12 protein-coding genes are annotated in these 14,498 nt (G+C 68.8%); 5 read left to right on the forward strand and 7 right to left on the reverse strand.

Annotated features, from left to right (window positions below):
- Positions 1-28 precede the first annotated feature (28 nt).
- Complete coding sequence (locus tag ACWGIC_RS08990) at positions 29-958, reverse strand: nucleoside hydrolase (protein WP_452075348.1); 930 nt, start codon at positions 956-958, stop codon at positions 29-31.
- A 154-nt stretch (positions 959-1,112) separates the two neighbouring features.
- On the opposite strand from ACWGIC_RS08990, the gene add reads away from it, so the two are divergent.
- Together add and ACWGIC_RS09000 are read left to right on the forward strand one after the other, a co-directional pair.
- A complete protein-coding gene (add, locus tag ACWGIC_RS08995; protein ID WP_452075349.1) occupies positions 1,113-2,132 on the forward strand; it encodes an adenosine deaminase in 1,020 nt (339 codons plus the stop codon).
- A gap of 10 nt (positions 2,133-2,142) precedes the next feature.
- Positions 2,143-3,156 (forward strand): LacI family DNA-binding transcriptional regulator, encoded by a 1,014-nt coding sequence (locus tag ACWGIC_RS09000; RefSeq protein WP_452075350.1) that lies wholly within the window; start codon positions 2,143-2,145, stop codon positions 3,154-3,156.
- Between the two features lie 57 nt (positions 3,157-3,213).
- On the opposite strand, the gene ACWGIC_RS09005 is transcribed toward ACWGIC_RS09000, so the two are convergent.
- From ACWGIC_RS09005 to ACWGIC_RS09015, 3 genes are all read right to left on the reverse strand, one after another.
- Complete coding sequence (locus tag ACWGIC_RS09005; RefSeq protein ID WP_452075351.1) at positions 3,214-4,311, reverse strand: hypothetical protein; 1,098 nt, start codon at positions 4,309-4,311, stop codon at positions 3,214-3,216.
- A 143-nt stretch (positions 4,312-4,454) separates the two neighbouring features.
- Positions 4,455-4,973, reverse strand: coding sequence for a hypothetical protein (locus tag ACWGIC_RS09010; protein ID WP_452075352.1), 519 nt, complete (start codon positions 4,971-4,973; stop codon positions 4,455-4,457).
- A gap of 102 nt (positions 4,974-5,075) precedes the next feature.
- Entirely contained in the window at positions 5,076-5,975 is a 900-nt protein-coding gene (locus ACWGIC_RS09015) for a helix-turn-helix domain-containing protein (RefSeq protein ID WP_452075353.1), read from the reverse strand.
- 188 nt (positions 5,976-6,163) lie between these two features.
- On the opposite strand from ACWGIC_RS09015, the gene ACWGIC_RS09020 reads away from it, so the two are divergent.
- The 3 genes from ACWGIC_RS09020 (at position 6,164) to ACWGIC_RS09030 (ending at position 9,803) form a co-directional block, all read left to right on the forward strand.
- The gene (locus ACWGIC_RS09020; protein ID WP_452075354.1) at positions 6,164-6,856 is read left to right on the forward strand and encodes a type 1 glutamine amidotransferase domain-containing protein; all 693 of its coding nucleotides are present in this window, start codon (positions 6,164-6,166) and stop codon (positions 6,854-6,856) included.
- A gap of 98 nt (positions 6,857-6,954) precedes the next feature.
- Positions 6,955-8,448, forward strand: a complete 1,494-nt coding sequence (locus ACWGIC_RS09025) for an NAD-dependent succinate-semialdehyde dehydrogenase (protein ID WP_452075355.1) — start codon at positions 6,955-6,957, stop codon at positions 8,446-8,448.
- A complete protein-coding gene (locus ACWGIC_RS09030) occupies positions 8,445-9,803 on the forward strand; it encodes a class-II fumarase/aspartase family protein (protein ID WP_452075356.1) in 1,359 nt (452 codons plus the stop codon). Before ACWGIC_RS09025 ends, ACWGIC_RS09030 begins: the two co-directional genes overlap by 4 nt.
- 25 nt (positions 9,804-9,828) lie before the next feature.
- Here ACWGIC_RS09030 and ACWGIC_RS09035 read toward each other — a convergent pair whose 3' ends face one another.
- The 3 genes from ACWGIC_RS09035 to ACWGIC_RS09045 all read right to left on the reverse strand — a co-directional run bounded on the left by ACWGIC_RS09035 (position 9,829) and on the right by ACWGIC_RS09045 (position 14,321).
- Positions 9,829-10,383 carry a VanZ family protein gene (locus tag ACWGIC_RS09035; protein WP_452075357.1) on the reverse strand — a complete coding sequence of 185 codons (555 nt, stop codon included), beginning with the start codon at positions 10,381-10,383 and terminating at the stop codon, positions 9,829-9,831.
- Positions 10,384-10,571: 188 nt separating this feature from the next.
- Positions 10,572-11,111, reverse strand: a complete 540-nt coding sequence (locus tag ACWGIC_RS09040) for a hypothetical protein (RefSeq protein ID WP_452075358.1) — start codon at positions 11,109-11,111, stop codon at positions 10,572-10,574.
- A 75-nt stretch (positions 11,112-11,186) separates the two neighbouring features.
- Positions 11,187-14,321, reverse strand: a complete 3,135-nt coding sequence (locus ACWGIC_RS09045) for a BTAD domain-containing putative transcriptional regulator (protein WP_452075359.1) — start codon at positions 14,319-14,321, stop codon at positions 11,187-11,189.
- Positions 14,322-14,498: the final 177 nt, after the last annotated feature.

Genomic DNA, 14,498 nt, shown 5'->3' on the forward strand with positions numbered 1-14,498 from the left:
CGAGATGCCCGCGCGGCTGTCGGTGGTGTCACCGCGTCACCGCTTGCCGCAGCGAGTTCAGGAACGCCGCGCGCGATGCGTCGAAGACCACGGTGGCGTTCGCGGGGCGCGCGGTGAGTCCTGTGTGGTCGATGACGGTCTGGCCGCGCCCCAACCCGTCGGCGGTGTCGATCTGGACCGGGAGGGCGGCCTTCCTCGTGGCGACACCGGGGTCGAGCGCGACGGCCATCGCGATGGGATCGGGGAGGTCGAGCCCGGCCAGTTTCGAGGAAGTGCGGGCGAAAACCGAGACGGTCCGGTTGATGTCGACAGCGAACTCCGCGAGCGGCCCGAGCCGGCGCAATTCGTCGAGTTCGGCGTCGTCGAACACGGCGTGCTTGCGGGAGATGTCCCAGCCGACGATCTCCAGCGGCAGGCCCGACCGCATCACCATCTGCGCGGCGTGCGGGTCGGCCCAGACATTGAACTCGGCCACCGGCGTGATGTTCCCGCGCCCGTCGCCGGTGCCGCCCATGACGACGCACCGGGTGACCCACTGCGCCAGCCGCGGTTCGCGCGACACGGCGATCGCGAGATCGGTCAGCGGCCCCAGCGCGACCAGAGTGACCTCGCCGGCGTGCCGTTCCGCCGTCGCGATCAGCGCGTCCACCGCGTGCCCGGCCGCGGCGGTCCTGCCATGCAGCGGCAACCCCAGATCTCCCATCCCGTCCTTGCCGTGAACGTGCTGGGCCGTGGCCTGCTCCACCAGCAGCGGCCGCTCGGCGCCGCGATACACCGGCACGCCACCGGCACCGGCCAACTCGGCTGTATACAGAGCGTTCTGCACGCCTTGGTCGACCGGCACATTGCCTGCCACCACCGTGATGGCCTCGACCGTGACGTCCGGATGGCGAAGCGCCATCAGCAGGGCGACAGCATCGTCGGACGCCGTGTCCGTATCGATGATCATGTGGGTCATGCAGCACTCCTCCGCGCTTCGCTGCGGCGGGACGGTAGTCAAACGAATGACTTGGGTCAATAGAGCTTCTGTTGAGGACAAGTCATACGTTTGACTCAGCGTGCTGTCATTCGTACGCTGCCGCCAGTACGGGAGTTGATCGAGAGGACCGCTGGTGAGCGTTCTGCCCTGTGTGCCGCCGAAGGTCGAACTGCACCTGCACCTGGATTGCTGCCTCAGCTATGCCTGCACCCGCGCGCTGCGCCCCCAGACGAGCCTCGCGGAGTACCTGCACGATTACGCAGCTCCAGCGAAATGCGGAGATCTGGTCGATTTTCTGCGGCGTCCGACGAGGCTCGTGGAACTCATGCAGACCGAGGCCGCACTGCGGCTGGTGACCGACGACCTGTTCGCCCAGTTGCTGGCCGACAACGTCGTCTACGCCGAGATCCGCTTCGCTCCCCTGTTGCACACCGACGGCGGGCTGACCGCGGCGCAGGTCGTCGACACGGTCGAGGCAGCAGTAGCCGAGGCCAGCGCCGCGACCGGCGTGTGGTCGAGCGTCATCTTGTGCACGCTGCGGCACTACACCCGCGAGCAAAGCATGACGACCGCGCGGCTGGCTGCCGAACGGCTCGACGGCGGAGTGATCACCGGCCTCGATCTCGCCGGCGACGAAGCCGGCTTCGGCTTGGACGCGCACGTCGACGCGTTCCGCTTCGCCCGCGAACACGGCGTGCGCCTCACCGCACATGCCGGCGAGGCACGCGGCGCGGCCAGCGTCACCGACGTCCTCGACCGCCTCCGGCCGGAGCGGATCGGACACGGCGTGCGCAGCATCGAGGATCCCGCCACCGTCCAGCGCCTGGCCTCCGAGGGCACCCACCTCGAAGTGTGTCCCACCTCGAACGTGCAGACCATGGGCACGATCGTTCCCGCCTACCGCGACCACCCGATCGACGCGCTCAAACGAGCCAAGGTGGCGGTGTCGGTCAACACGGACGCGCGCACGGTTTCCCGCGTCACTCTCGACCAGGAATACGCCCGGCTCCGGCAGGCGTTCGGATGGACCGACGCCGATTTCGCCGACTGCAACCGCGCCGCGATCGACGCGTCCTTCACCACCGAAGAGACCAAGCAGACGGTGCGAGCCCTGCTCGCCGCGCCCGGCCGCGCCGAGGCCCACCGGCTATGATCCCGGCACCATGACACCCGCGCACCGCCGACGCCCGACCGGACGGGACGTCGCCCAGATGGCCGGTGTCTCCCAATCGACGGTTTCGCTCGTCTTCTCCGGCAAGGCACAGGGCCGGGCGTCCGCTGAAGTGATCGCACGCGTCCAGCAGGCCGCGGCCCAGCTGGCGTACCGGCCGCACGCGGGAGCCAGCACCCTCCGCGGCGGCCGGGCCCGCACTGTCGGCCTCATGGTTCCCGACGTCACCAACCCGTTCCTCGGCCGTGTGCTGCGAGGTGCCCAGCAGAGCGGAAGAACCAGCCGCATCACCGTCGCGCTCATCGAACCCGGGCCCGAACGGGACTGGCAACTGACCGCGATGGACTCGCTCAACGCCGCCGCGATCGACGGCACCATGCTCTTCGCGATCGAACCGCGGCCCCTGACCACCCCCGATCAGCTCGGCCCCACGGTCCTCGTCGAAGCCGTCGCCGACGGCTTCCCCAGCATCCTGCTCGACGTCACTCAAGGCACCAAGGACGCCATCGACTACCTGCTCGAACTCGGCCACCGGAACATCGCCCATCTCGGCGTCGACCTGCCGCCGACGACCTTCGCCGCACGCAGCAGCCAATGGCGGCGCAGCCTCGGCGCCGCCGGTCTCGCGCACGTCCCGGCACACGAAATCCTCACCGGGTTCGACCTGCACGCCGCACGCGGCGCAGCCCATCAACTGCTGTCCACCGCGCATCCGCCGACCGCGCTGTTCTGCGACGACGACCTCCTCGCCGCGGGCGCGTTGCTCGCCGCACACGACCTCGGCGTCAACGTCCCCGAAAAACTGTCCATCATCGGATTCGCCGGCACCGTTCTCTCCGAAGCCGCCACCCCGCAACTGTCCACAGTGGCCGCACCCGCGGAGAAACTCGGCGAACTGGCGATGCAGGCGCTGATTCAGGTGATGGACGGCCAACCCGCGGACTCACAGCACGTTCCGATGTCGCTCGTGCCCAGAGCATCCACCGCCTCGGCACCGCCTTCCTGACCGAGAAACGGGGACGTATGCACGCGGTGGCGTCGCCCGCTGTCGAGCAGGGTCGGCTTAAGGAATGGTGATCCCGAAGGGTGGATCGCCGTCCTGCTGCCCCGCGACCGGCGGCTTGTCGCCGACGTTCAATTCCGCCGGGCGGACGTCCGTTGTCTCCGGGCCTGGCTGTGCTTTGTCGCTCAAGGCGTTCAGCACTTCGTGCGGTTCTTTGTGCAGCCAGGGCCGGTGGTTCAACGCGAGCTGCTGTGCGGGGGTGAGCTGCAGGACGGTGAGGAGGCCGTCTGCTTTCACGATGAGCACGGGTCCCATCCGCACCACGGCGTTCTGTTCCGGTTGCAGCGCGGTGATGACGCCTTGCACGCCGTTCATCAGCTTTTCGGCGATGACCGCGTCCTTCTCCAGCGCGACCCGCTGCTCCAGTCCGTGCAGGGCGACCGCCATCGCCTCTCTTCCGGCCGGAGTCGCAGCGGCCTCGCGCAACCGTGCGCGCATGTTGCGGAACCACGACCCGCGTTGCGGGTCCTCGCGTCCGATCACCGACATTCCGGCCTGTGCCAAGGCCTTCTCGACGGCGGCTTCGATCCGTTCGTGGTCGCGGCCGTCGCCGAGATAGATCGAGACCGGTAAAACAGGCGCTTCCTCCCTCGTCCGACGCCAGACACGGCTGCGCAGCAGGGCCCTCTCCTCGGCACCGACCAGCACGGTCTTCACGCTCTTGAAGTCGACCGTGGCGGCTGCGCGGTCCACGGCCGTGTCCTCGTCTCCGGTCTCGACCGGATTTCTCGGCGATGACTCCTGCAGGAGCCGGAGGAGGTCTCGGCCTTCCCGCACCACGTCGAGATGGAAAACAGCTGCGCTGGGGTAGCGAAGTTCGGTCGACGCGGTGAAAGCGGTTGCGGTGAGCGCCGTGCCGGGGCTCCGCTCCCCCAACCAGGTCTCCACCTCGTGAGCCATGGCGGCGACCGCGTCGTCGGAACTCAGCACGACATCAAGCAGGAACCGCGCGCTGCCGAAAGGACGACTGGACCCGGGCGGCTTCTCCCTGACCACGGCCTTCGCGCCCGGCAGTTCGCCGAGCCGGTGTCCCAAATCGTCGAGCGCGGCCCGGCCCGCGTCGTCCTTCACGGTCATCACGATTCGGATCTCCGCCATCGCCCCTCCGTCCGTCGGCACACCGCAGCGTATCGCCGATATGAGAGGAGATGTCCTGCCAACGACGGGAGCACTTGACGCGGGCCGGGATCGTCAATGCTGCCAACGCAAGCAGGCGGCAGGACCCGCGGGGCCAGCTCGACCTACCGCCTTCGGGCGTCCTCGTTCGGTGCGGTGTGGCGGTGAGGCCGTTCAGCATCCAGCCCAGTCGCCGCTGACTCGGTCGTGCGCCAGGCCGCCCGAAGCGCTTCGAGTTCGTGCCGGGGGAAGGGGCGGCCCCACTGGGTTTGATAGCCGGCCTCGCTCAGGTCGGCGACGAGGGTGTCGAACGCCCTGAGCACAGCTTTGGCGAGCGTGGCCGTGGGCTGTTCGCTGTGCCAGATCAGGGTTCCGTCGTGCTGCGGTGTCCTCGAGTCGGCTGCGTGGACAAGCCGGATGGCGACTGTGTTCGCGTCCCGACGGAAGAACCAGCGGTAGACGTCGGGTTCGGCTTCGAATTCGGCCTGCGTATCGGTTTCGTACAGAGTAATCCTGGCTACGGCCCGCAGCAGTTGTTCGGGACCGTCGGTGACGTAGGACGCGACTGCCTCGGCGCTGGTGTGCTGGTCCGTGACCGAGCAGAAGGCCCAACCGTGGTGTTTCAGCGTCCAGGTAAGTCGCACGTTCGGCATTATGGCCGGACACGATGCCCGTCGTCATACGTCAATGAAATGCGCGGATCTTGGCCCGGAACTCTCGCCAAACCTCCCGGGACGCAGCACCCGTCATTGCTCGATGGCGCGGCCCGGCTGACGGTCCGGGTGCGGTGCGGCGGTGTCCGTCGTCGGCGCGGTCCAGCTGGCGAGCAGGTTCATGGCTCGCCGGGACGGTGACCCTTCCCGAGTCGTGTAGACGAACAGGGTGGTGTCCGGGTCGCCGGGCGGGGTGAGGGTCTCGTATTCGACGGTCAGGTCCCCGACGAGGGGGTGGAGCAGCCGTTTCGATCCGTGCGTGCGCTGGTGGACTCGGTGCTGGTCCCACCACTGGCTGAATTCACGGCTGTGTGCGCGGAGTTCGGCGACCAGCTCGGCGGTGGCCCGGTCGTCGGGATCGCGCCCGACCTCGAACCGCAGGTTCTCGACGGCGGCCCTGGCTTGGTCCGGCCAGTCCACGAACAGCGATCGGGCGTCCTCGTCGAGGAACATCCAGCGGGCGTAGTTGCGCCGGGCGGCCGGCAGCTGGTCGAAGTCGGCGAACAACGCCTTGGCCATCCGGTTGGCGGCGAGGATGTCGGTGCGACGGCCGAGGACGAGCGCGGGTTCGCCGTCGAGGGCGTCGAGAAGCTGGTGGAGACCGGGACGGATGCGCTGCGCGCTTCGGGCTTGCCGGCGAGCCGGGGCCGTGGCGTGTCCGATGAGGTCCTCGAGGTGGGCGCGTCCAGCAGTGTCGAGTTCGAGCGCGCGGCCGATCGCCGCCACGACTGCTGCGGAGGGGGTGATGCGGCGTCCCTGCTCGAGACGGGCGTAGTAGTCGGTCGACACGCCGGCCAACCGGGCGACTTCCTCGCGACGCAGACCAGGCACGCGGCGCACGCGTCCGTCCGGCGGCAGCCCTGCCCGCGCGGGGTCGGCCTGGGCACGGGCGCGCCGCAGGAAATCGGCGAGTTCGCGATTGGTGTCGGCCACGCGCTCCATTGTCTCCGACGTCCCTGGTCCGCGCCTGGACCTGTGCGTCCTAGGATGCCGGGTCCGAGGTCGCACAGGGCGCGAGATGAGCCGCTGACCAGGGTTTCGTTCCGGCACGCTTGAGCCGTGCCGGAAACGGGCGCCGCGGGACGGCAGGTCCCGGGAACAGTCAGCAAAGGATTCGATTCGTGAGCAAGATTCTGATCGTCATGTCCGCCGCGAGCACCTGGGTGCGCACCGACGGCTCGTCCTATCCGACCGGCTACTGGGCCGAGGAACTCGCGGCGCCGCACCAGAAATTCGCCGAAGCCGGCTACACGGTCGACTTCGCGTCCCCCGGCGGCGTGCTGCAGCCGCTCGACCAGCACAGCGCCGACCCGGAGATCGCCGGCGCGAACTGCGCCGAATACGTGGTGCACGCGGAAAAGGCGCTGCGGGAGTTCGGCCCGTTGCTCAACCTCGGCGAGGTCGAGATCGACGACTACGTCGCGGTGGTGCTGCCCGGCGGACACGGCCCGGTGGTGGACCTCTACCAGGATTCCGACCTCGGCCGCCTGCTCGCCGAGGCGGACGCCGCCGGGAAGCTCATCGGCGCCGTCTGCCACGGCCCGGCTGCTCTTCTGTCCGCTGTGGACGAAGAAGGCAAGTGGTTGTTCGCCGGACGGGAAATGACGGCGTTCACCGACGAGGAGGAGCAGCTGTTCGGCACGGCCGACGGAGCGCCGTGGCTGCTCGCCAGCCGCTTGCGCGAGCAGGGGGCGAAGCATGTCGGCGGGCCTGCTTACCAGGCGTTCACCACTCGCGATCGGAATCTGTTCACCGGCCAGAACCCGGCGTCGAGTGCTCCGATGGCCGAAGCCATGATCGCCGCCCTCCGCTGACGGCACCCGCACGCTCGCAACCGGCCAGCCCCTGCGCGTCCAGGGGCTGGCCGCCAAGCCAGGATCCACGATCAACTCAGGAAGAACGGTGAAACTCGGTGGTCGCCTCCCTAACCGAACCCGATGTCGTCGGCCGGGTGGAAAAGCGTCTGCTCATCGACGGGCAGTGGCGGCAGGCAGCGGGAGGAGGAACCTTTCCGGTGGAAGATCCGGCCACGGGCCGGACGTTGTGCGAGGTCTCCGACGGAACGCCCGACGACGCGACAGCCGCCCTCGACGCCGCCGACCGGGCACAAGCGACGTGGGCGGCGGTGCCCCCGCGTCGGCGGGGCGAGATCTTGCGTCGTGCCTACGACCTGCTGATCGCGCGTAAAGACGAGTTCGCGCTGCTGATCACCCTGGAGATGGGAAAGTCGCTCAGCGAGTCGAGGGCCGAGGTCGACTACGGCGCGAACTACCTGCGGTGGTTCGGCGAGGAAGCCGTACGGATCGACGGCAGCTGGAAGGTCAGCGAGGACGGCACGGCCCGAGTGCTGGTCATGAGGCAGCCGGTCGGACCGTGCCTGTTGATCACGCCGTGGAACGCGCCGCTGGCCATGCCCGCCCGCAAAATCGGACCGGCCGTCGCGGCTGGTTGCACCATGATCGTCAAACCGGCGCCCCAGGCGCCACTGACGACAGCCGCCCTTGCCGAAGTGCTCGCCGAAGCAGGCTTGCCCGACGGAGTCCTCAACATCATCCCCACCACGAACGCGGCCGCGGTCACCGAGCCACTGCTGCGGGACGGACGACTGCGCAAACTGTCCTTCACCGGGTCCACCCCTGTCGGGCGTCTCCTGCTGGGCCAAGCGGCCGGCACCGTCCTGCGCGTCTCGATGGAACTCGGCGGGAACGCCCCCTTCATCGTCTGCCAGGACGCCGACCTCGACGCCGCTGTCGAGGGTGCGATGACCGCCAAGCTCCGCAACATCGGCGAGGCGTGCATCGCCGCCAACCGTTTTCACGTCCACGCCGCCGTCGCCGAGGAGTTCAGCGAGAAACTCGTCGCGCGGATGACCACGCTCGCCCTCGGGCCGGGAACCGACCCGGGCACTGACCTCGGCCCGCTCATCGACGAGGGCCAGCGACGCAAAGTCGCCGAGTTGGTCGACGAGACCGTCGCCGCCGGAGCCCGCGTGCGCACGGGCGGCTTCGTCCCGGCAGGACCGGGGTACTTCTACCCGCCCACCGTGCTCACCGACGTGCCCGCCGGCTCTCGCATCACCCGGGAAGAGATTTTCGGCCCTGTGGCGGCGATCCAGACGTTCACCACGGAGGCCGAGGTCCTTCGCGACGCCAACAACACCGAATTCGGTCTCGTGAGCTACCTCTACACCCGCGACCTGAGCCAGGCACTGCGCATGAGCGAACAACTGGAAACCGGCATGGTCGGCCTCAACCGCGGCTACGTCTCCGACCCCAGCGCCCCCTTCGGCGGCATGAAGCAATCAGGCATCGGCCGCGAAGGCGGCGGCACCGGCATCGACGAGTACCTGGAGCAGAAGTACGTCGCCATCGACGCACGCCCCGCCGCCAGTGGAGCACCTCGGTGAGCAGCACGGTCTTCGACTCCTTCTTGTTCCGCAACCTGTTCGGAACAACCGAGATGCGCGCGATCTTCAGCGACGACGCCTACCTGAACACCGTTGTCCGCGTCGAAGTCGAATTGGCCAGGGCCCAGGCGCGGGTCGGTGTCATCCCCGGCTGGGCCGCTGACGCCATTGCCGCGTCCTGCGATCCCGCCCGCCTCGACCGCGAGCGTCTCCGCAGCGGCACCGACAACGTCGGCTACCCGATCCTGCCGATCGTCGCCCAACTCGCCGAGCAATGCGGCGAAGCGGGCGGTTATCTGCACTGGGGCGCCACGACCCAGGACATCATGGACACGGCGACGGTGCTCCAGTGCGCCGAGGGACTGGCGTTGATTTCCGAAGCACTGGACCAACTACGGGAGCACCTGCGGCAGTTGGCGCGGACCCACCTCGGCACGGTCGCCGCCGGGCGAACACACCTCCAGCACGCCCTGCCCATCACCTTCGGCTATCGGGCGGCCGTCTGGCTGTCGGCCCTCGACCGCCACGCCGCTCGCCTGGCCGCGGCCCGGCAGCGGGACCTGATGGTCCAGTTCGGAGGCGCGACGGGAACCCTCGCCTCCCTCGGCCCCGGCCCGGACGGCCTCCGGGCAAGAGCGGCTCTCGCCGACCAGCTCGGCCTGCGCGATCCCGAGATCACCTGGCACGTCGCCCGCGACGGTTTCGCCGAGATCGTCAGCCTGCTCGCCGCGATCGGCGCGTCGGTCGGCAAGATCGGCACCGACGTCGCCGCCCTGTGCTCGACCGAGTTCGGAGAACTGGCCGAGCCCTTCGTGACCGGGCGGGGAGCCAGCTCCACCATGCCCCAGAAACGCAATCCGGTCTCCAGCGAACTCATGATCGCCGCGGCCAAACTGCTGCGGGACAAGTCCTCGGCCATGCTGGACGCGATGGTGCAGGACTTCGAACGCGCCACCGGTCCGTGGCACGTCGAATGGGCCGTCATCCCGGAAACGTTCCTCCTGCTGTCCTCCTCGCTCGCCCAGGCCGTGCACACGATGACCGGCCTCCACGTCGATGCGGAGCGGATGCGCGCCAATCTTGGCCTCACCAACGGGCTCATCGCCGCGGAAGCGGTCATGATGGCCCTCGCGCCTGTTCTCGGCCGCCAGCGCGCGCATGAACTCGTCTACGCCACCTGCGCTCAAGTGATCAGCTCCGGCAGCGATCTGGCTACCGAGCTGTGCAGGCAACCGGAAGTCACGGCGAGTCTCGACGCAGAGCAGATCCTCCGGCTTTGTGATCCGGCCGGATATCTGGGAAGCGCTCAGGCCATGACGCGATCGGTCGTAGGACTGCCGCCTGAGCAGGATTGACCCGGCCGCTGAGCGCGCTGCTTGATCACAATCCAGGACGGTTGCCGGGCGGGATCTCGGCGTGACTATCGGCAGCTTTCCGGACGGCCGTGCGGTTGGCGAGCGTGATTGTGACGCCGGCCAGGAGGACGGCGAGGACGGCACCGAGGGTGTTCATCGCCCAATCGTTGGTGTCGCAGGCGCGTCCGATGGCGGGCACCAGTGCCTGGACGGCCTCGATCGCGGCGGACAGACCCGCACCGGCCGCGAGCATCAGCAACGGCCGCCGCGTGGCCAGCACGGCGAAAAACACCGGCGGGAAAAACAACGCCACGTTGGCCAGCAGTTCCACGCTGGTCAACGTGGGCACGGAAAACTGGATCACGCAGACGACATAATCCACTCGGCTTGAAGCCGGAACAAGGGTCAGCGCAACGACCGGCAGCACGGACAGCAGCACGAGCACCCACAGGATCCGGTGCCTGTAGCGCATCTTGGGGATACGCAGGATCAAGTAGCCGACGCCGACACAGACGACGGCGATGAGGAGCAGCACCACCGGCACCAGCGCCGCGTTGTCCAGCAGGAAGTTGGTGATCATCAGGGAGCTGATCCTACGGCCAGCAGCGCCGCCCAGGCCCCGCGGGCTGACGTCCCCTGGTCGCCGATTTTCGTTCCTGTACGACGGAAGCCGCCAGCAGGCGGCGGCGACGTCGCCCGCCCGCTGACGACCGTCCTCGGTCGCGCCGCCCCCTCAGCCCCCTAGGGCTCGGACGGTCAGCCATTCCGTCAGCAACTGACCTTGACGACCGGACTTATCGTGGTGCCGCTGGCCGACTGCGGCGTATACCCTTTCGGGAACACCACGGAATGGTGCCCCAGGGTGTAGTAGTAGGCGCTGCCGCCTGGACACAGATCGTTGGCTGCCGACGTGACATACGTTCCGGGACCGTACCTGTATCCCCCTACTCCGGCCAGAGCCCAGCCATAGCCGGGCAGCCATCGGTACAACTCAGCCTGCGTGGCGACCGACGGAACCGGAACCGGACAGCTTGTCGTGGATTCGCCGGCGACAAATCCCGGCAGGTGCTGAGATCGATGCGGATAGTTCGCTCTGATCGGGCAAGTGATGACGCTCTGGGCGCCAAATCCTTTGGCGTTGCCGGGTCTGGCGCTCAGAACCACATTTTCCGCAACCGGTGCTGCGGGAATTTCCGCGGACGGCGACTCGGCACTGCTGGCGGCCGAGGCTGGATGCGCCGCGAAGACGCTGAGAAGAACTGCGGCGGTCGACGCGAATACCGCTGCTCGAGATGACAATCTCGTCATGGCCCCTCCTCTGAAGACGTGCGATACCGGACCAGCGTGACCGGCCGACCGTTGGGAAACCTTTGCCGGACCTTGTCAGAGGCTGGCCAGCAGCGCGGCGGTCTGCTTCGCCTCCGGCACGCCGAGGCGGCGGTGGATCGTCAAGGCCTGGCCGAGCAGCCTGGCCGCGCCGGCGACGTCGGCCGGGAGCAGGCAACGCGCCTGTCCGGCCAGCGCGTTGGCTTCGGGCAAGTCCGAGCCGCTGGCGCGGGCGAGGCCGAGGGCCGCGTCGAAGTGGGCGCGGGGATCGCCGGCAGCGGGATGCGTCAACGCCAGTTCGCCCAGCGCGTTGCGGGTCTCGGCTTCGCCATCGGGGTCGCCTAGTTCGGTGAACAGGGCCAGTGCCTGATTGAGCGATTCGGTGGCCGACGTCAGGCGTCCTGTCCGGTGCAGCAGGAGGCCCAGGCCCAGCTCCACGTTGGCGAGACCGTGCCGATTGCCCAGTTCGGCGTGGAGACTTCGTGCGCGGGCGAGGCTGGCTTCGGCCGCCTCGTAGTCGCCTTGGAGGCGCTGCACGTCACCGAGAATGAGGAGGGCCATGGCCTGGCCCAGCGGATTGTCGAGGTCAGTGTGGAGGGTGTGGGCGCGGGTGAGGCTGGTTGCGGCAGCTTCGTAGTCGCCCCGCAGACGCTGCACGTCGCCGAGCGTGGTGAGAGTGGTGGCTTGGCCGAGCGGGTTGTCGAGGTCGGTGAACAGCCGGTGCGCGCGGGCAAGGCTTGAGGCAGCGGCCTCGTAGTCGCCGCGCACGCGCTGCACCAGGCCGAGAATGTCCAGGACGTCGGCTTGCCCCAGCGCATTGCCGAGATCTGCGAACAAGGCGTAGGCGCGGTCGAGGTCCGCGGCGGCTGCGGCGAGGTCGGCCCGCCCGTACTCCACGAAACCGAGGACGGTGAGGGCGGTGGCTTGGCCGAGCGGGTCGTCGAGGTCGGTGAACAGCCCATGCGCGCGGGCAAGGCTTGAGGCAGCGGCCTCGTAGTCGCCGCGTACGCGCTGGACGTCGCCGATGTTGACGAGCGTGCGGGCTTGGCCTGCTCGGTCGTCCGCGCGAGACGCCGCGCGCAAGGCGGTCTGGTGGATTCTGAGTGCGCGGTCCCAATTTCCTTGGGTCCGGAGGAAGTCGTGCATCGCAGCGGCCAGCTGGACCGAGCGAGCCGAAAAGGCGGCGTGCTGCGCGGCCAGTTCGACGACCGAGACCACCGTGGCGGTTTCGGCGCGCAACCAGCCGCGGGCCTGGCCGGCGTCGCCGACCGGACACGGGTGGGCCGGAATCGCAGGTGCGACCGGCGGGCCGGGCAGGCGCCACGCAGGCAGTTGGCGGGCCGCGGCACGGGCGGCGTGCAGGTAGTACTCCAGGATCCGCGCGACAGCCCGATCGCGTTCCTCAGCGTCGAGGCGGGCGGCGCGGTCGCGGGCGTGCGCGCGGAGCAGATCGTGCAGGCGGTAGCGGCCGGGCGTGCTCTCCTCGAGCAGATGTCGGCTGTACAGGGATTCCAGTGAACGCCCGGCGCTGGCGGGAGTGGTGTCGGCCAGTGCCGCGGCGGCGTGCTTGTCGATCTCCGGGCCGGGATGTATTCCCAGCAACACGAACAGGTCCCGCAGCTCCGCGGGCAAGTCGCGCAGGGAAGCGTCGAAAGCGGCGCGGACACTGCGCTGCCCGGATTGGAGTTCGGCGAGACGGTCGTGGTCGTGTGCGAGCTGGTCGGCCAGATAGCGGAGGTCCCACGCGGGATGCGCCCGCAGCTGGGACGCGGTGATCGCGATGGCCAATGGCAAGCGCCCGCACAAAGCCACCACGCGGGCGAGTTCTCCGGAGTCGCGGGGACTGGGTGCGCGGCGCGCCAGGCGCAGCAACATCCGTTCGGCGTCGCCAGGACTGAGAACATCCACCGAAAGCGGCAGCGCACCGTCGAGTTCGAGGAGCCGGTTGCGGCTGGTGACCAGCACCGGACAGCCCGGGGTGCTTGGCAGCAGCGGGGCGATCTGCTCGTAGGTGGCGGCGTCGTCCAGCACAAGCAGCATCCGGCGGCCGGGAATCAGGCTGCGCCACAGCCGGGCCCGGTCCTCGACAGTCTTGTGGCCAGCGATTGCCGAAGGATGCACGTCCAGCATCGTGAGGATTTCCCGGAGCGCGTCGAACGGAGAGCGCGGCTGCTGATCGGGGGAATGACCGTGCAATGGCACGAACAGCTGGCCGTCCGGGCAATGAGGGCCGAGCAGGTGCGCGGCACGCAGGCCTAGCGCGGTCTTGCCCACGCCGGGCATGCCGTCGATCGCGTGGATGACGATCGAGCTGGCGAAGTCGGACGCGCTCGCGAGGATGCGGTCGAGTTCCGCGGCCCTGCCGGTGAACAGCGGCGGTCCGGCCGGAAGCTGCGGTGCGATCCGTGGTGCGTTCCCAGCAGATTCCGCAGATTTTGTAGCCGTGGCAACGGAAAGCTCGAGATCCGCGGTCAGGATCCGCCGATGCAGGGCCTGAAGCGGCGGTCCGGGATCGATTCCCAGTTCCTCGGCAAGACGGCCTCGAATCTGCTGGTAGTGCTCCAACGCGTCGGCTTGCCTCCCGCTGCGGTACAGGGCGAGCATGAGCTGCCCGGCTATCCGCTCGTCCAACGGGTACTGGACGGCCCGATCGTTCAGGGCGGGCAGCAACTCGGCATGCTTGCCGCCGCGAAGCCGGATGTCGGCGTGATCGAGCGCGGCGGACCGTCGCTCGGCGTCCAATGCCGTCCGGACCGCGGTAAACCACGGAGTGTCCAGACCCGTGAACGCCGGTCCGCGCCACAAGCCGAGCGCTTCTTCGAACAGGCACGCGGCACGTTCGTCGTCATCGGCGGCGCGTGCCTCCTCGAGCAAACGCGTGAACCGGTGCAGGTCGACGGTGTCCGGATCCGCCGTGAGCACATACCCGGCCGGGCGGCGCACGATCGCGGCTCCTTCCGCGCCCCGCAGCGACCGCCGCAGCAACGACAGATAGCGGTAGAGAGTGTCGCGGGGATGACGAGGCAAGCATCCGTCCCACACCCGCTCCACGAGCTGGTCCACCGACACGGTCTGGTTCGCCTCGGCCAGCAGCACCGCCAGCACGCACCGCTGGCGAGCATGCCCGATGTCCGCCAACCGGCCGTCGATCCGCGCCTGGACGTCGCCGAGCACACCGAACTCCACCCCCATAGCCCCACATCCCTGGTGCGTCGTCCCTGCCTCGGCGAGCGCTTGTCACCTCTCTCCGCCTTCATTGGATCGGTCCCGGGGCACGACCATGTGCGGCCGGGGGCAGCTGTGTCCGAACGGAGAGAAAGCTGTGACGGCAACGCACTCTGCGCTCAGGTGCGGACCGCTCAACCAGTA

The organism is Amycolatopsis sp. NPDC054798, from assembly GCF_053611505.1.

What these genes read in the sequence shown, in the direction of transcription:
- ACWGIC_RS08990 (WP_452075348.1), bottom strand. Translation starts at nt 958, where the DNA reads ATGACCCACATGATCATCGATACGGACACGGCGTCCGACGATGCTGTC.
- ACWGIC_RS09000 (WP_452075350.1), top strand. Translation starts at nt 2,143, where the DNA reads ATGACACCCGCGCACCGCCGACGCCCGACCGGACGGGACGTCGCCCAG.
- ACWGIC_RS09005 (WP_452075351.1), bottom strand. Translation starts at nt 4,311, where the DNA reads ATGGCGGAGATCCGAATCGTGATGACCGTGAAGGACGACGCGGGCCGG.
- ACWGIC_RS09035 (WP_452075357.1), bottom strand. Translation starts at nt 10,383, where the DNA reads ATGATCACCAACTTCCTGCTGGACAACGCGGCGCTGGTGCCGGTGGTG.
- ACWGIC_RS09040 (WP_452075358.1), bottom strand. Translation starts at nt 11,111, where the DNA reads ATGACGAGATTGTCATCTCGAGCAGCGGTATTCGCGTCGACCGCCGCA.
- ACWGIC_RS09045 (WP_452075359.1), bottom strand. Translation starts at nt 14,321, where the DNA reads ATGGGGGTGGAGTTCGGTGTGCTCGGCGACGTCCAGGCGCGGATCGAC.